Genomic DNA, 16795 nt, shown 5'->3' on the forward strand with positions numbered 1-16795 from the left:
GCTCACGCCTCGGGCAGCGCCCACGGCGCGTGCGAGAAGTGTTCGGCGAGAAAATCGAGCAGCACCGTCACGCGCGCGGCGCGCAGCATGCCGGGCGGCGTGACGAGGTTGACGTTGATGTCGGCGATCTTCCAGTCGTGCATCACTTCCTCGAGCTCGCCGCGCTGCAGCTCATCCCATACCAGGAACTCGGGCTGCAGCGCGAGGCCGTGACCGGCGACGAGCGCGGGGACGATCACGTCGGCGTTGTTGGTGCGGATGCGGCCTTGCACGTTCACGCCGATTTCCTCGCCCGATGCCGGGTGGCGAAAGCGCCAGTGCTCGGGTGTGGGCAGGTTCGTGTAGGTGAGGCACACGTGCTGTTCGATGTCGCGCGGATGCTTGGGCCGGCCATGCCGGTCGAGATACGCGGACGATGCGACGAGCGGGCGGCGCACCGCGCACAGCTTGCGCGAGCGCAGCGACGAGTCGCTCAGTTCGGCGATGCGGATCGCGACGTCGAAACCGCCGGATACGATGTCGACGATGTGGTCGGTCAGCACGAGGTCGATGTCGACGCGCGGATAGCGTTCGAGAAACGCGGGCAGCAGCGGCGACAGATGGTGCGTCCCGAACGACATCGGCGCGTTCACGCGCACGAGGCCGTACGGTTCGAGCGCCTGCGCGGTGGCCTCGCTCTCGATCAGCTCCGCATCGGCGAGCAGGCGGATCGCCCGATCGCGCAGCAGTTCGCCGGTCGGCGTGAGCGACAGCTTGCGCGACGTGCGGTACAGCAGCATCGCGCCGAGGCGCTTTTCGAGGCGCGCGATGGCCTTCGATACGGTCGGCTGCGAGACGCCGAGCAAGTCCGCGGCTTTCGCGAACGAACCGGTCTCCGCGACACGCGCGAAGATGGCCCAGGCTTCGAGATCAGGAAGATGTTGCATGGTCGGACGGGGTGGCGGGAAGCGAAGGGGAAGCGAACGCGGCGAAACATGCGGCCGGCACGATGCGGGTCATTCTAATCCGGTCGGGAGAAAAAACGTTATGGAATCTTATCTATTGTCGTTGGCCGCCGGCGTGCTGATCGGCGTCGTGTACAGCGTGATCAAGGTGCGCTCGCCCGCGCCGCCGCTGATCGCGCTGATCGGTCTCGCCGGCATGCTGATCGGCGCGCAGGCCATCGGGCCCGTGCGTCACTGGCTCGGCTTCTGACCGCATCGAGGACCTGTCAATGAGCGCAACCTATACTCAACCGGATCTGATCCTGTACAACGGGCGCATCACGACGCTCGATCGTGCGAACCCCGTTGCCGCCGCGGTGGCGATCAAGGACGGCCGCTTCGTCGCGGTCGGCAGCGACGCGGACGTGATGCCGCTCGCGGGCCGCGCGACGAAGGTCGTCGATCTCGGCGGCCGCAGCGCGCTGCCCGGCCTGATCGACAACCACTGCCACGTGATTCGTGGTGGCCTGAACTACAACATGGAGCTGCGCTGGGACGGCGTGCCGTCGCTCGCGGTTGCAATGGACATGCTCAAGCGGCAGGTGGCGATCACGCCCGCGCCGCAGTGGGTGCGCGTGGTCGGTGGCTTTACCGAACACCAGTTCGCCGAGAAGCGCCTGCCGACGATCGAGGAACTCAACGCGGCCGCGCCCGATACGCCGGTGTTCATCCTGCATCTTTACGATCGCGCGCTGCTGAACGCGGCCGCGCTGCGCGTGGTCGGCTACACGAAGGACACGCCCGAGCCGCCGGGCGGCACGATCCTGCGCGATGCCGCGGGCAACCCGACCGGGCTGCTGCTCGCGAACCCGAACGCGACGATCCTGTACGCGACCCTCGCGAAGGGACCGAAGCTGCCGTTCGAATACCAGTACAACTCGACGCGCCACTTCATGCGCGAACTGAACCGTCTCGGCGTGACGGGCGTGATCGATGCGGGCGGCGGTTCGCAGAACTATCCCGACGATTACGAAGTGATCCGCAAGCTGCACGACGCGGGCGAGATGACGATCCGGATCGCGTACAACCTGTTCACGCAGAAGCCGAATGCCGAGAAGGAAGACTTCGTGAACTGGACGAAGAGCACGAAGTATCACGACGGCACGGATTATTTCCGCAACAACGGCGCGGGCGAGATGCTGGTGTTCTCGGCGGCCGATTTCGAGGATTTCCGCGTCGCGCGCCCGGACCTGCCGGCGCAGATGGAAGACGATCTCGAGGGCGTCGTGCGCGTGCTCGCGCAGAACCGCTGGCCGTGGCGCATGCACGCGACCTACGACGAAACGATCAGCCGCGCGCTCGACGTGTTCGAGAAGGTCAACAAGGATATCCCGCTCGAAGGCCTGAACTGGTTCTTCGATCATGCGGAAACGATCTCCGAGAAGTCGATGGACCGGATCGCCGCGCTCGGCGGCGGTGTGGCCGTGCAGCACCGGATGGCGTACCAGGGCGAATACTTCGTCGAGCGCTACGGCGCGCAGGCGGCCGAAGCGACGCCGCCCGTCGCGAAGATGCTGTCGAAGGGCCTCAAGGTGTCGGCCGGCACCGACGCGACGCGCGTGGCGTCGTACAACCCGTGGGTATCGCTCGCGTGGCTCGTGACGGGCAAGACGATTGGCGGGCTGCGCATGTATCCTCAGCGAAACCTGCTCGACCGCGAAACCGCGCTGCGGATGTGGACCGAGTACGTGACGTGGTTCTCGAACGAGGTGGGCAGGAAAGGGCGCATCGCGGTCGGGCAACTCGCCGACGTGGTGGTCCCGGATCGTGATTTCTTCACCTGCGCGGAGGACGATATCGTCGACACGACTGCGTTGCTGACGGTGGTTGGAGGCCGGATCGTCTGGGGCGCGGGGCCGTTCGCGTCGCACGACGCGCCGATCCCGCCCGCGATGCCGGACTGGTCGCCGGTGCGCGAGTACGGCGGCTACGGCGGCTGGGGTGCGACGCAGCGAGAGGGCGCACCGCTGCAACGGGCGGCGGCCGCGGCGATGTGCGGCTGCGCGAACGCGTGCAACGTGCACCAGCATGCGCATGCAAGCGCGTGGGGCAGCGCATTGCCGACGTCGGACGCGAAGGGCTTCTGGGGTGCGTTCGGCTGTTCGTGCTGGGCGATCTGACATGACGACGCGTACCATCTATGGCAGCCCGGCGTGGATCCGCGCGCTACTGTCGCAGCCGTGGGTCCTGCCGCTCGCGCGTCTCGCGCTGGTGTCCGCCTTTCTGCTCGGCGGCGTCGCGAAGGCGCTCGACTTCGACGGCGCGGTCGCGGAGCAGGCGCATTTCGGCCTGCATCCGGCCGCGTTGTGGGCGGCGCTGGCGATCGTGGTCGAGATCGCCGGCTCGCTGTGCGTGGTGTTTCGCCGCTTCACGTGGCTCGGCGCCGGGAGCCTCGGCATGCTGACGCTCGTCGCGATGGTCGTGGCGAACGATTTCTGGAACCGCTCGGGCGCCGAACATTTCATGGCGCTCAACAGCTTTTTCGAGCATCTTGGGCTGATCGCGGCACTTGTGCTCGCGACCGTGCTCGACGATGCGCGGCAACCGGCCGGCGACGGCCGCGCGTGACCGGGGTTTCCCGGGCCGTTGCACCATTTGATGAAACAACAAGGATATCCGTTATGAGAACCCTTCGTTCCATGTTGCTGGCGCTTGCGCTTGCCACCGGCCTCGTCGCCGCGCCCGGTGGCGTGTTCGCGAAACCGCCGGTGCCGCCCGCAGTCGCGCCGACGGTGGCCGTCGGTCCGCAGTACGACACCACGCACGTGTGCGTCGCGCCGGAAGACTTCGACCGCTTCACCGACAGTTTCGTCGCGACGTTCGGCGGCAAGAAATCGAAGCAGGGCGTGTTCCAGGTCACGCCGACGCCGAGCCAGACGATGTCGCAACTCGTGCTGACGCCGGTCGGCACGATCTCGGTGTTCGGCTTCAAGACGCCGGTCCCGTATCCGTTCTGCGCGGAGCGCACCGGCTATCTCGTCACCGACATGGACGTCGCGGTGAAGTCGGCGCGCGAGCACGGCGCCGACGTGATCGTCGACACGTTCCCCGATCCGATCGGCCGCGATGCGGTCATTACGTGGACGGGCGGCGTGAACATGCAGCTCTACTGGCACACCCAGGCGCCGCACTACGACGCGTTGCAGACCATCCCCGAGAACCGGGTCTACGTGTCGCCGCAAAGCGTACGCAAGTTCGTGCACGATTTCGTCAAGTTCTCGAAAGGCAAGGTGGTGTCCGACAACCTGAAGGCGCCGGGCATCGAGATCGGCCGGCCGAACGACACGTATCGCCGGATTCGCATCGAATCGGGCTTCGGCAAGATGACCGTGCTCGTGACGGACGGCCACCTGCCGTACCCGTACGGGCGCGAGATGACGGGCTACGACGTGCCGGACCTGGCCGCCACGCTGGAGAAGGCCAAGGCGGCGGGTGTGACCGTGCTCGTGCCGCCGTACAGCGCGGACGGCCGCGACGCGGCACTCGTGCAGTTCCCGGGCGGCTACGTCGCCGAAATCCACGCGAGCGCAGCGCGATGAAGCACGAAGACACGATCCTTGCCGCGGTGGCCGGCTTCGTCGACACGCTGAGCTTCGTCGCGCTGTTCGGGCTGTTCACCGCACACGTGACGGGCAACTTCGTGCTGATCGGCGCGGGCATCGCGGGCTTCGGCCAGGGTGTCGTGCTGAAGCTCAGCGTGTTTCCCGCGTTCGTGTGCGGCGTGATCGCGGCGAGCCTGATCGCGCGGTCGATGTCCGGGCGGCCCGCCTGGCAGGGCACGCGCGCGCTGCACGCGGTGCAGGCCGTGCTGCTGCTCGGCTTCTGCGCGGCCGGCGTGTGGGCGACGCCCGTCACGCAGCCCGACAGCCTGCCGGCGCTCGTGGCCGGCATCGTCGGCACGTTCGCGATGGGCGTGCAGAACGCGCATCCGCGCGTGATTTCGCGCGCGGGCGGCGTGCCGAACACGGTGATGACGGGCAACGTGACGCAGGCGATCCTCGACGTCGTCGACCTGCTGTCGGCCGGCACGGCCGACGCCGCACGCGCGGCGGCGCGGGCGCGCTTCGGCAAGATGCTGCCGGCGATCGTCGCGTTCGCGCTCGGCGCGGCGTGCGGTGCGCTCGGGTTCCGCTACGTCGGATTCCTGGCGCTGCTCGCACCGGTCGGCGCGCTCGCGACGCTTGCACTGTGTGCGGCGCAAGCGGCCGCACCCGCCGCGCAGGAGCGCGCATGATCGCGCGGGGGCAGCGCAGACGCGACGCCCGCGGCTTCGAACGGGCCGCGCGCCTGTCGGTCGTCGCGGCGCTGTTGTGCGCGGGCGCCGACGCGGCGGTCGCGGAAACGGCGGCTGAAACGACATCGACATCGACGCAAGGACCGGCGCAGCCTTCGGCTGCGTCGTCGGTTTCGGCCTCGACGCCGGCAGCGACCCAGACGGCCACCGCCGCATCGACGTGCACGACCAAACGCCCGACGGTGCTGTTCAACCGCTGGCAGGAGGACTGGTCGGTGCTCGCGAATCCGTGCGTGCCGCGCGCGCCGCTCGACGGGCTGAAATACATTCCGCTCGGCAACGATCCGGCCTCCTATCTATCGCTCGGCGTGAACCTGCGCGAGCGGCTGGAGACCAACGACGCGCCGCTGTTCGGAATCGGCTCCGCGCAATCGGACACGTACCTGATCCAGCGCGTCGAAGTGCATGCCGATGCGCATCTCGGCCAGCACTGGCAGTTCTTCGCGCAGTTGCAGGACGCGCGCGCGTTCGGCAAGAACACGGTGTCGCCCGTCGACAAGAACCCGCTCGATCTCGAACAGGCGTTCGCGACCTACACGGGCGCGCTCGGCGGCGGCACGTTCAAGTTCCGCGTCGGCCGGCAGGAGATGGCGTTCGACCTGCAGCGCTTCATCGCCACGCGCGACGGCCCGAACGTGCGGCAGGCGTTCGATGCGGTCTGGGCCGATTACGAATACGGGAAATGGCGCTTCATCGGCTACGCGACGCAACCGGTGCAGAACCGCAACGCGTCCGATTTCGACGACGTGTCCAATCGCGGTCTCACCTTCAGCGGCGTGCGCTTCGAGCGGCAGTCGGTCGGGCCGGGCGACCTGTCCGGCTACTGGTCGCGCTACAACCGCCGCAACGCGCGTTTCCTCGATGCGAGCGGCGCCGAGCATCGCGATGTGTGGGACGTTCGCTACACGGGCACGCAGGGCCGTTTCGACTGGGATCTCGAGACGATGCTGCAGACCGGGACGGTCGGCAACGACACGATCGGTGCGTGGGCCGTCGGCTCGATCGCGGGCTACAAGCTCGATGCGCCGTGGTCGCCGCGCGTCGCGTTGCAGATCGATGCGGCCTCGGGCGACCGGCATCCGCACGACGGCCGCGTCGGCACCTTCAATCCGCTGTTTCCGAACGGCTATTACTTCACGCTGGCCGGCTACACGAGCTATGCGAACCTGATCCACGTGAAGCCGTCCGTGACGCTGAAGCCGTCGGCGAACCTGTCGCTGCTGGGCGCGCTGGGTTTCCAGTGGCGCGAGACGACCGGCGACGCCGTCTATCAGCAGCCGAACATTCCGGTGCCCGGCACGGCAGGCAAGGGCGGCCGCTGGACGGGGATGTACGTGCAGCTGCGCGCGGACTGGACGATTGCCGCGAACCTGATCGGCGCCGTCGAGGCCGTGCACTTCCAGGTCGGCGACGCGATCCGGCAGGCGGGCGGACACAACGCGGACTACGTCGGCGTCGAGCTGAAGTACGGCTGGTGACGCGGCCGCGCGGCAACGCGCGCGCATGAAAAACACCCCAAAGGCTGGATTCGCATCCGGCTTTTGGGGTGCAGGTCGCCGCGGGTTGCCCTTCGTTCGTCCGGGCCGGCCGCGCGGCCGGCCCGTTCGCGGTGATGCCGTTACAGGTTCGGCGACAGCGTGAGCGCGTTCGTCAGGTCGCCCATCGGCTGCGCGCCGTTCGCCTTCAGCGCGTCGTCGCGCTGCTGCAGGCCCGGCAGGCGCGGCAGCGAGAAGCGGCGCGTGATGAGACGCAGGATCGAACCCGTGTCGTACTGCGTGTGGTCCACGAAACCCTTCTTCGCGTACGGCGACACGATCAGCGCCGGAATCCGCGTGCCCGGACCCCAGCGATCGGCGGTCGGCGGCGCGGCATGATCCCAGAAGCCGCCGTTCTCGTCGTACGTGACGACGACGACCATGTTCTTCCACTGCGGGCTTGCCTGCAGGTGCGCGATCACGTCGGCGATGTGCTGGTCGCCGGAGGTGACGTCCGTGTAGCCAGGGTGCTCGTTCAGGTTGCCTTGCGGCTTGTAGAACGTGACCTGCGGCAGCGTGCCCGCGTCGATCGCCTTGATGAACTCGGCGCCGTTCGCGCCGCCGTCGAGCAGGTGCTGCGCGCGGTTCGCGGTGCCCGGCGCCTGGTTCGCGAAGTAGTTGAACGGCTGGTGGTGCGGCTGGAAGTTCGGCGTCGACAGGTCGGCGCCGTAGATCACGTTCGACGTGCCGTTCTGGCTTGCCTGCAGCGCCTGGCCCCACGCGCCGCCGTACCATGCCCACGACACGCCCGCGTTGGTCATCAGGTCGCCGATGTTGGTCGCGGTCTGCGGCGGCATCGTCGACGGATTGGCCGGATCGGCGAGCAGCGGATCGCCGCCCGTGGCTGCCTTGTTGCCGCTCGGCTGATACGGCGGCTGCATCGTGTTGACCGCGAAGAAGTCGGGCGTGATCGCGCCGTCGTTGACGAACTTCGGCGGGCCGCTGAGCGCGGACGCGGGCGAGTTCGTCGCAACCTTCAGCGACTTGCCGTCCGCGTTCAACACGGCGATCTTGCCGGCCGCGGGGCTCGTGTTCGCGTTCGCGTAGAACGGCGCGCACGCGCAGATCAGGTACTGGTGGTTCAGGAACGAGCCGCCGAACGCGCCCATGAAGAAGTTGTCGGCGAGCACGTACTGCTGCGCGATCTTCCACAGCGGCAGCTTCGACGGATCCGGCGTGTAGTGGCCCATCGTCAGGCCGCCCGCATCGGTCCATGCGGCGTACATGTCGTTCTTGCCGCCGTTGATCTGCATCTGGTCCTGGTAGAAGCGGTGCACGATGTCGCGCGTCGCGATGCTCATCGACTGGTTGAAGCCCTTCGGATCGTCGATCGCGAACGGCGCGTTCGGCAGGTTCGCCGTCATCGCCTCGGTGACCGCCGGCGTGATGCCGGTCGCGGTCAGGCCGCCCCAGATCTTCGGCAGCGTCGCCATCGTCGAGCCGTCGCGATCCTTCTGCACCGAGTTCGCCGCCGTCGCGTTCTGCAGGCCGTTCGCGCCCGGGAAGTTGCCGTACAGGTTGTCGAAGCTGCGGTTTTCCGCGTAGATCACGACGACGTTCTTGACGGCCGACAGGCCTTGCTGCGTGACATCGTCGCCGCCGCAGGCGGTCAGGCTGAGCGCGGCCGCGAGGGCGATCGGCGTGTAACGAATCCAGGCGTGCTTCTTCATGCGATGTTCTCTCTTTCGTCGTGTGTCGCGTGTGGGAATCGCGGTGGTGTCGGGCCGGCGCGGGAACCTTCGGACACCTGCCGGCTGCGCGCATTATCTGGAACCGATTTGACAGCCGGGTGTAGGGGCGCTTTCAAATGACTGTCGGTCGAACGTCATGCGGCGGTCACGGAACTGACATAAGCTCCGGCCGATTGCCCACCGCTACAAGAAGAACGACGATGCACAGCCTTCTGAAATCCTTCGCGTCCGCGCGATCGCTGATCCCTGCCGCGGCGGCGCTGGCGCTGGTCGGCGGTCTCGCGGCGCTCGCCGGTTGCGATGCGCGCCCCGGTGCCGATGCATCGGCCGCCGCCATCGTGCCGGCGGCACAGGCCGCACCGGCCGCTCCGGCGGTCGCGCCGGCCAGCCAGCCGCAGACGCGCGCGCAGGTGTTCGAGGGCGTGAAGCAGATGACGGCGCTCGGCAAGCAGTTGTTCTTCGATCCGTCGCTGTCGGGGTCCGGCAAGCTCGCGTGCGCGTCGTGCCATAGCGCCGAGCATGCGTTCGGGCCGCCGAACGCGCTGTCGGTGCAACTCGGCGGCGACGACATGCACAGCACGGGCTTTCGTGCGGTGCCGTCGCTGAAGTACCTGCGCGGCATTCCGCCGTTCAGCGAGCACTTCCACGATTCGCCGGACGAAGGCGACGAAAGCATCGATGCGGGCCCGACCGGCGGGCTGACCTGGGATGGCCGCGTCGATACGCGCGATGCGCAGGCGCGCATTCCGCTCACCTCGCCCTTCGAGATGAGCAGTTCGCCGGCGCGGGTTGCGAAGGCGGTTCGCGCCGCGCCGTATGCCGACGCGTTCCGCAAGGCGTTCGGCGATCAGGTTCTCGGCGACGACCAGGCGACGTTCGGTGCGGTGCTGCGCGCGCTCGACGCATTCCAGCAGCAGCCGGCGCTGTTCGATCCGTACACGAGCAAGTACGACGCCTATCTGGCCGGCCACGCGCAGCTGACGCCCGCGGAGCTGCGCGGGCTGCAGCTGTTCAACGACGAGAAGAAGGGCAACTGCGCGAGCTGCCACGTGAGCCAGCGCACGCTCGAAGGCGGCCCGCCGCAGTTCAGCGATTTCGGCCTGATCGCGATCGCGGTGCCGCGCAACCGCGCGCTGCCGGTCAATCGCGATCCGCGCTTTTACGACCTCGGCGCGTGCGGCCCCGAGCGCACCGACCTGAAGGGCCGCGACGAATTCTGCGGCTTGTTCCGCACGCCGTCGCTGCGCAACGTCGCGCTGCGCAAGACGTTCTTCCACAACGGCGTGTACCACTCGCTCGAGGACGTGATGCGCTTCTACGCCGAGCGTGACATCCATCCGGAGAAGTTCTATCCGGTCGTGCACGGCAAGGTGCAGGTCTACGACGACCTGCCGAAGCGCTACTGGCCGAACATCAACCGCGAGCCGCCGTTCGACCGCAAGCGCGGCGACGCGCCCGCGCTGAACGCGGCCGAGATCAAGGACGTGATCGCGTTCCTGAACACGCTGACCGACGGATATCAACCGGCAGCCGCGTCGGCGGCCCGCTAGACGACGTTCCTGGCGGCACGCATGCTATGCTCGCTGGCTGACGGGCGTGGCGCGTGCCGGTTCGCCGGCCGCCGGAGTGCCGGCCGCGCGCCATGCCGTTCGATCGAACATCCAAGGAGAACAACACATGTCGATGCGTGCATCCCTTTCCGTCGTCACGCGCGTGCTGGCCGGCGCCGCGTGCGCAGCCGCGATGCTGCCTGCCTACGCACAGAGCAACCTGGGCTTCCTGAACGACACGCCGCTCGCCTACTTCAGCAAGACCGACCGTGCGTCGCTGGCCAAGGCCGTGGCGCAGGTGCGCGACGAAGGCAAGGACGGCGAGACCACGACCTGGCAGAGCAGCGGCCGCGGCACGCAGATCGATGCGAAGCTCACGCCGTCGACGTCCGAGAACGACGGCAAGACGTGCCGCGAGATCGCCACCGACATTTCCGCGAAGGGCCAGACGCTGACGCTCAAGCCCGTCTATTGCAAGACCGCCACGGGCAAGTGGCAGCTGCAGAAGCGCTGAGCGCGCGTGCAATGAAGCGCAGCGGTGCGTCGCGCACGGTGTCGTGCGGCGTCGTGATTCTCGACGGGGCCGGCCGCGTATTCCTCGCGCACGCGACGGACACCACGCACTGGGACATCCCGAAGGGGCAGGGCGAGCCCGGCGAATCGCCGGTCGACGCGGCGCTGCGGGAGCTGCGCGAGGAAACCGGCATCGAGTTCGCGCCGGCGCGACTGCTCGATCTCGGCCGCTTCGCCTACCGTCACGACAAGGACTTGCACCTGTTCGCGGTGCAGGTCGCGGACGACGAGATCGATCCCGCGCGCTGCACGTGCACGTCGCTGTTCCCGAGCCGTCGCGACGGCTCGCTGATTCCCGAGATGGACGCGTATCGCTGGACCGCGCCCGGCGACGTCGACGCGTATGCAAGCCGCAGCCTCGCGCGGCTGTTTCGCACGACGCTGTCGCTCGCGGATCTGCACCGGCGGTTGGCGAGCGCGTAAGCGCGGCGGCCGGCGCAGCCGCGCTTGCGCGCACGCAATAAAAAACGGCCCGAAGGCCGTTTTTTTCATCCTGCGGCGGGCGGTGCGAGGCCGCCGCGCCGCGCGCGGAGCAGGCCGTCAGGCCGGCTTGCCCCAGCTGTCGCGCAGCCCGACGATCCGGTTGAACACCGGCTTGCCCGGCTTCGAATCGACGCGGTCGGCGACGAAATAGCCGTGACGCTCGAACTGCAGGCGCGTTTCCGGCGCGACGTCGCCGGCGCCCGGCTCGACGTAGGCCTGCGTGACCTTCTTCGAGTCCGGGTTCAGCGCCTCGAGGAAGTTCGCGCCGCCCGCGTCCGGGTGCGGCGCCTTGAACAGCCGGTCGTAGATCCGCACTTCGGCCGCCTGCGCGTGCTTCGCGCTGACCCAGTGGATGTTGCCCTTGACCTTGTAGTTGTTCGCGCCTTCGGTGCCCGACTTGCTGTCCGGGAAGTAGTTGCAGTGCACGGCCGTCACGTTGCCGTCGGCGTCCTTGTCGAAGCCCGTGCATTCGATCACGTAGCCGTAGCGCAGGCGCACCTTGTTGCCCGGGAACAGGCGGAAATAGCCCTTCGGCGGGTTCTCGACGAAGTCCTCGCGCTCGATCCACAGCTCGCGCGAGATCGGGAAGGTGCGCACGCCGCGGTCGGGGTGGTGCGGGTGCACGGGCGCCGTGCACGCTTCTTCCTGGCCTTCCGGATAGTTGTCGATCACGAGCTTCAGCGGATCGAGCACGGCGACCGAGCGCGGTGCCTTGTCGTCGAGGTCGTCGCGCAGCGCGCCTTCGAACACGCTCATGTCGATCCACGAATCGACCTTCGTCACGCCGATCCGCTCGCAGAACAGGTGGATGCTCTCCGGCGTGAAGCCGCGGCGGCGGATGCCGACGATCGTCGGCATGCGCGGGTCGTCCCAGCCTTCGACGTGACCTTCGGTGACGAGCTGCAGCAGCTTGCGCTTGCTGGTGATCGCGTACGTGAGGTTCAGGCGCGAGAATTCGATCTGTTGCGGCAGCGGGCGCGTGAACACGCCGGCTTCCGCGAGTTCGTTCAGCACCCAGTCGTACAGCGGGCGGTGATCCTCGAATTCGAGCGTGCACAGCGAATGCGTGATGCCTTCGAGCGCATCCGAGATGCAGTGCGTGTAGTCGTACATCGGATACACGCACCATGCGTCGCCGGTACGGTAGTGATGCGCGTAGCGGATCCGGTAGATCACCGGGTCGCGCATGTTCATGTTCGGCGACGCCATGTCGATCTTCGCGCGCAGCACGTGCTCGCCTTCCTTGAACTCGCCGGCCTTCATCCGGCGGAACAGGTCGAGGTTTTCCTCGGGCGAGCGGTCGCGGAACGGCGACGGCTTGCCGCCTTCGGTCAGCGAGCCGCGGTTCGCGCGCATTTCCTCGGCGCTCTGGCTGTCGACGTACGCCTTGCCGCGCTGGATCAGCAGCTCGGCGAATTCGTACAGCTTGTCGTAGTAGTCGCTCGCGAAATACTGGTGATCGACCGCGTCCTTGCGCCAGTCGAAGCCGAGCCAGCGCACGGCGTCGACGATCGAGTCGACGTATTCGACGCTTTCCTTTTCCGGGTTCGTGTCGTCGAAGCGCAGGTGGCACACGCCGCCGTAGTCGCGCGCGACGCTGAAGTTCAGGCAGATGCTCTTGGCATGGCCGATGTGCAGATAGCCGTTCGGCTCGGGCGGAAAGCGCGTCTCGACGCGGCCGCTCCATTTGCCGGTGCGGTTGTCGTCGTCGATGATGTTGCGGATGAAATTGGAAGCCGCGGGGGCGTCGTTGCGTTCGGTGCTCATGCGGTTGGCGTCAGGTTGTGTCGGCGCGTCGCGCCGGTTTAATCCCGTAATTCTACCTGACCGGGGTCCGTCCCGCGCGGGTTGCGGCGTCGACAGGGCGGTTCGCGCTGCCGATCGCAATATCTCGATAGTGTGTCGGCTGTAACACGACGTAAATCGGATTGCCCCCCGCATTCGGCTTTTCCTATGATGGCTTCACCGAATCAATGCCGCCATTCGCAGTTTTTGCGGGGCGGGAGGAAGCCAACAATCATGATGAAGAAGACCACTTTTCTCGTTCGTACCGCGGTAATCGTCGCGGCCCTGTCGCAGCTCGGCGCATGCGCGATGACGCACACGCAGCGTAACGCCGGGATCGGCGCGGCAGCGGGCGGCGCGCTCGGCTACCTGATCACGGGCGGCCCGGTCGGCACGGTCGCCGGCGCCGCGGCAGGCGGCCTCGTCGGCGCCGGCGTGCGCTGACCGAAGCCGGCGCGCGTGAGCGCCGGCCGGTCGCGTGCGCAGCGCGACCGATTCATACACCGCACATCCATTCCGCGATTCGACAGGCAGCATCAGGGAGGAGCGGGTGTGCGACACTTCGTCGACGTTACATAAAACGACTTCATGCGTCGACGAACCTTCCATGAGCGATTCTCTCGTTTTCGTGCTGCCGGGCTACGGTAACTCCGGCCCGTTCCACTGGCAAAGCCGCTGGGAGCGCGCCGACGCGCGTTTCGTACGCATCGCGATGCCCGACTGGGACCGTGCGTTCCGCAACGGCTGGTGTCTCGCGCTCGATCGTGCGGTCGAAGCCGCGCCGGGCCCCGTGACGATCGCCGCGCACAGCCTCGGCACGCTGACCACCGCGTGGTGGGCGACCCGTTACGCGCGGCCGGCCGCGCTCGAGAAAGTGCGCGGCGCGCTGCTCGTCGCTCTGCCCGATCCGGCCGGGCCGGCGTTTCCGGCCGATGCGCACGGTTTCGGGCCGGTGCCGCACGAGCGGCTGCCGTTTCCGACCTGCGTGGTTGCGAGCAGCGACGATCCGTACGGCTCGCTCGCGTTCGCGCGCGGCTGCGCGCACGCGTGGGGCAGCGCGTTTCATGACCTCGGCCCGCGCGGCCACATCAACGCGGACAGCGGGCTCGGCGACTGGCCGCAGGGGCGCGGCTGGCTCGACGCGCTGGCGGTCGCAGGTTGACCGTGGCGCGCAGGGTGGGCGGACCGCAGGACCTTCAGATCGTCTGCTTCGCCTTCAACGCCGCGATCCGTTCGTTGTCGTGGCACAGCAACGGCGGAGCCACGCGCGTCGACAGTCCCCCGTAGCGTGTCGCGCCATCCGGGCTCATCGTGGTAGGCGTGCGCGGCAGCGGACTCGCCCTGCCGTTGGACAGCGCTCCGAATTTCTGACGTGTCCCATATCGCTTGAAGTCGGTAGTGGGTAGTCTGGCGGCCCATTCGACCGGACGGAAAGCCTCCATGCCAGTCCAGCCCGCACGATCCGACCGCACCAAAGAAAACAACGGAGCCGCGACGAAACGGATTCAGGTTGATCTGTCACGGCAATGCGTCGAAGCATACGAGGGGCGCGTTTGCGTGTTCCGCTTCGACTGCGTGACAGGCGACCGCGAGCACCCGACCGTTCGGGGCACGTTCAGAATCCTCCGCAAGCACCACCCTTATCGCAGTCGCATGTATAACGTGCAGATGGATCATGCAATGTTCTTCACCGCGGATGGCAAGGCTTTTCATCAATACCACGGACCGATGCCGCTCGGCGTCGTGCGGCTGGCTCGCAATTCGCTGAGTGACCGGTTCGGCTCGCGCGGATGTGTGCGGCTGAACGAGGCCGATGCGCGGCAGCTGTACGAATGGACACCGGTCGGAACCATGGTGCAGGTGTCATGACGCCCGCGGCAACAGGCCAGCTCGCTCGCGCGGCCGGCGTGGTGTTCGTCGCCGTGCTCGTCGTATTGGCTTGGCGAAGCATGGTCGGAAGCGCCGGCAGTCGCGTGCCGATCGCGCCGGGTACCGAAATACTCAGTGTGCAGCCGGATGAGGTGATGTCGTTCGTCTACACCGCCGGTACGCTGAACGTGAACGCTCATCGCGTGCAGTCGGCGGCGCCGTTCTCCGTGCGCGTCACGTTCGACGGCCGTGTTTCCCGGCAGTGTGTCGCGCCCCCTGGGCTGGCCGACCGGCTCGCGCCGCTCACCACGCTGATCGTGCGTGGCAGTGTGCCCGTCGCCGAGCTTGCGACGGCGTTCCCGACGCCGCTCGGCACGTTGGAAATGCGCGATCGCATCGCCTCCGAACCGCTTCCGACATTGGTATTCCGGGGGGCGGCCGACACGGACACGGTGGCAGTCACCGGCCTCCCGGGCGCGGGCGGTCGTGCGATCGTCGTCGATCCGGCCGCGCGTGCCGCGCTCGCACTGCTCGCTGGCGGGTGCGATACGCTTGCGCAGCGCTGACCCCCGATATACCCGGCCGACACTGCTTGCGTGGGCGGTCGGCCAGGTATCACACGCGCTCAAATCGCCTGCTTCGCCTTCAACGCGGCGATCCGCACATCGTCGTAGCCGAGCATGTCGCGCAGCACGTCTTCCGTCTGCGCGCCCAGCAGCGGCGGGGCGGTGCGCGCATCGGGCGGCGTCGCGCTCATCCGGATCGGATTGCGCACGAGCTTCACGTCCGCGCCGCACGGGTGCGGCAGCGACACCTGCATTCCGCGCGCGACCACCTGTTCGTTGTCGAACACCTCGTCGAGTTCGTTGATCGGCCCGCACGGCACGCCGGCCGCTTCGAGCACGGCGATCCAGTCGGCCTTGCCGCGCGCCTTCACCATCTCCGCGAGGATCGGCACCAGCGTGTCGCGGTGGCGCACGCGCGACGGATTCGTCGCGAACCGTTCGTCGTCGGCCAGCTCGGGCCGCCCGCCGGCCTCGACGAACTTGCGGAACTGCCCGTCGTTGCCCACCGCGACGATGATCCAGCCGTCGCTCGTCTGGAACGTCTGGTAAGGCACGATGTTCGGGTGCGCGTTGCCCCAGCGCACCGGCGGCTTGCCGCTCGCGAGGAAGTTGGTGTTCATGTTCGCGAGCAGCGCGACCTGCACGTCGAGCAGCGCCATGTCGATGTACTGGCCTTCGCCCGTGCGATCGCGGTGCGCGAGCGCGGCGAGCACCGCGATCGTCGAATAGAGGCCCGTCGCGAGATCGGCGATCGCCACGCCGGCTTTTTGCGGCCCGCCGCCCGGCTCGCTGTCGCGCTCGCCGGTGATGCTCATGAAGCCGCCGATCCCCTGGACGATGAAGTCGTAGCCCGCGCGGTGCGCGTACGGGCCCGTCTGGCCGAACCCGGTGACCGAGCAGTAGACGAGATCGGGCTTCACCGCGCGCAGCGATTCGTAATCGAGCCCGTATTTCTTCAGCTGGCCGACCTTGTAGTTCTCGAGCACGACGTCGCTCTGCGCGGCGAGCTCGCGCACGATCTGCTGGCCTTCCGGCGTCGCGATGTCGACCGTCACCGAGCGCTTGTTGCGGTTCGCCGCGAGGTAGTACGCGGCCTCGGCCGTATCGGCGCCGGTCGCGTCCTTCAGGTACGGCGGCCCCCAGTGGCGCGTGTCGTCGCCGGCGCCGGGGCGCTCGACCTTGATCACGTCCGCGCCGAAATCGGCAAGCGTCTGCGCGCACCACGGGCCCGCGAGCACGCGGGTGAGGTCCAGCACGCGGATATGGCTCAGGGCACCCATCGTCGAATCGTCTCCTTTCATGGCTCGCCCGGCCCGAGGCAAGGCGGATTGGCATGCCGAGCATCTTAAGGCGAATCGGCCGCGCCGGTGGCCCAGGCCGCTCGTCCGGCGCGGCGGGCCGCTGGCGTGGGAGCCGCCGATCTGTATCGTATAATCGCTCGTTTACGATATCTGCCCGCCGTGCGT

General features: G+C 67.8%; 17 protein-coding genes. 13 read left to right on the plus strand and 4 right to left on the minus strand.

Features of this window, described 5'->3' with window-relative positions:
• Positions 1–2: 2 nt before the first annotated feature.
• Positions 3–926: a LysR family transcriptional regulator gene (locus DIE04_RS06355; protein WP_124523004.1), complete on the minus strand. Its 924-nt coding sequence runs from the start codon at positions 924–926 to the stop codon at positions 3–5.
• Between the two features lie 100 nt (positions 927–1026).
• On the opposite strand from DIE04_RS06355, the gene DIE04_RS06360 reads away from it, so the two are divergent.
• Genes DIE04_RS06360 through DIE04_RS06385 form a run of 6 tightly spaced genes read left to right on the plus strand, consistent with a single transcriptional unit; the run spans position 1027 to position 6755 of the window.
• A complete protein-coding gene (locus tag DIE04_RS06360; RefSeq protein ID WP_096506909.1) occupies positions 1027–1194 on the plus strand; it encodes a DUF1427 family protein in 168 nt (55 codons plus the stop codon).
• A 19-nt stretch (positions 1195–1213) separates the two neighbouring features.
• Complete coding sequence (locus DIE04_RS06365; RefSeq protein ID WP_124523006.1) at positions 1214–3103, plus strand: amidohydrolase; 1890 nt, start codon at positions 1214–1216, stop codon at positions 3101–3103.
• 1 nt (position 3104) lies between these two features.
• A complete protein-coding gene (locus DIE04_RS06370) occupies positions 3105–3551 on the plus strand; it encodes a DoxX family protein (protein ID WP_124488932.1) in 447 nt (148 codons plus the stop codon).
• A gap of 53 nt (positions 3552–3604) precedes the next feature.
• Positions 3605–4522 carry a VOC family protein gene (locus DIE04_RS06375; protein WP_124523008.1) on the plus strand — a complete coding sequence of 306 codons (918 nt, stop codon included), beginning with the start codon at positions 3605–3607 and terminating at the stop codon, positions 4520–4522.
• Positions 4519–5217 (plus strand): YoaK family protein, encoded by a 699-nt coding sequence (locus tag DIE04_RS06380; RefSeq protein ID WP_044846118.1) that lies wholly within the window; start codon positions 4519–4521, stop codon positions 5215–5217. Before DIE04_RS06375 ends, DIE04_RS06380 begins: the two co-directional genes overlap by 4 nt.
• Complete coding sequence (locus DIE04_RS06385) at positions 5214–6755, plus strand: alginate export family protein (RefSeq protein WP_124488934.1); 1542 nt, start codon at positions 5214–5216, stop codon at positions 6753–6755. Before DIE04_RS06380 ends, DIE04_RS06385 begins: the two co-directional genes overlap by 4 nt.
• Before the next feature lie 140 nt (positions 6756–6895).
• Here DIE04_RS06385 and DIE04_RS06390 read toward each other — a convergent pair whose 3' ends face one another.
• Positions 6896–8482 carry an acid phosphatase gene (locus tag DIE04_RS06390; RefSeq protein ID WP_185500317.1) on the minus strand — a complete coding sequence of 529 codons (1587 nt, stop codon included), beginning with the start codon at positions 8480–8482 and terminating at the stop codon, positions 6896–6898.
• Between the two features lie 221 nt (positions 8483–8703).
• On the opposite strand from DIE04_RS06390, the gene DIE04_RS06395 reads away from it, so the two are divergent.
• The 3 genes from DIE04_RS06395 (at position 8704) to DIE04_RS06405 (ending at position 11049) form a co-directional block, all read left to right on the plus strand.
• On the plus strand, positions 8704–10053 hold the full coding sequence (locus tag DIE04_RS06395; RefSeq protein ID WP_124523011.1) for a cytochrome-c peroxidase: 1350 nt from the start codon (positions 8704–8706) through the stop codon (positions 10051–10053).
• Positions 10054–10180: 127 nt separating this feature from the next.
• Positions 10181–10567 carry a hypothetical protein gene (locus DIE04_RS06400; RefSeq protein WP_044846115.1) on the plus strand — a complete coding sequence of 129 codons (387 nt, stop codon included), beginning with the start codon at positions 10181–10183 and terminating at the stop codon, positions 10565–10567.
• A gap of 11 nt (positions 10568–10578) precedes the next feature.
• Positions 10579–11049, plus strand: coding sequence for an NUDIX hydrolase (locus tag DIE04_RS06405; protein WP_044846139.1), 471 nt, complete (start codon positions 10579–10581; stop codon positions 11047–11049).
• A gap of 117 nt (positions 11050–11166) precedes the next feature.
• Here DIE04_RS06405 and DIE04_RS06410 read toward each other — a convergent pair whose 3' ends face one another.
• Positions 11167–12876: a glutamine--tRNA ligase/YqeY domain fusion protein gene (locus tag DIE04_RS06410; protein WP_044846114.1), complete on the minus strand. Its 1710-nt coding sequence runs from the start codon at positions 12874–12876 to the stop codon at positions 11167–11169.
• 252 nt (positions 12877–13128) lie between these two features.
• On the opposite strand from DIE04_RS06410, the gene DIE04_RS06415 reads away from it, so the two are divergent.
• The 4 genes from DIE04_RS06415 to DIE04_RS06430 all read left to right on the plus strand — a co-directional run bounded on the left by DIE04_RS06415 (position 13129) and on the right by DIE04_RS06430 (position 15329).
• Positions 13129–13338, plus strand: a complete 210-nt coding sequence (locus tag DIE04_RS06415) for an ornithine acetyltransferase (RefSeq protein ID WP_006497729.1) — start codon at positions 13129–13131, stop codon at positions 13336–13338.
• A 163-nt stretch (positions 13339–13501) separates the two neighbouring features.
• Positions 13502–14056 (plus strand): alpha/beta hydrolase, encoded by a 555-nt coding sequence (locus DIE04_RS06420; RefSeq protein WP_124523012.1) that lies wholly within the window; start codon positions 13502–13504, stop codon positions 14054–14056.
• Between the two features lie 278 nt (positions 14057–14334).
• Complete coding sequence (locus DIE04_RS06425) at positions 14335–14763, plus strand: L,D-transpeptidase (protein ID WP_124523013.1); 429 nt, start codon at positions 14335–14337, stop codon at positions 14761–14763.
• Positions 14760–15329 (plus strand): hypothetical protein, encoded by a 570-nt coding sequence (locus DIE04_RS06430; protein ID WP_260426223.1) that lies wholly within the window; start codon positions 14760–14762, stop codon positions 15327–15329. The genes DIE04_RS06425 and DIE04_RS06430 overlap by 4 nt, the downstream gene beginning before the upstream one ends.
• 59 nt (positions 15330–15388) lie before the next feature.
• Here DIE04_RS06430 and DIE04_RS06435 read toward each other — a convergent pair whose 3' ends face one another.
• Positions 15389–16609, minus strand: a complete 1221-nt coding sequence (locus tag DIE04_RS06435) for a CaiB/BaiF CoA-transferase family protein (protein ID WP_124523014.1) — start codon at positions 16607–16609, stop codon at positions 15389–15391.
• Between the last annotated feature and the right edge of the window lie 186 nt (positions 16610–16795).

Source organism: Burkholderia sp. Bp8994 (assembly GCF_003853805.1).
Classification (GTDB): domain Bacteria; phylum Pseudomonadota; class Gammaproteobacteria; order Burkholderiales; family Burkholderiaceae; genus Burkholderia.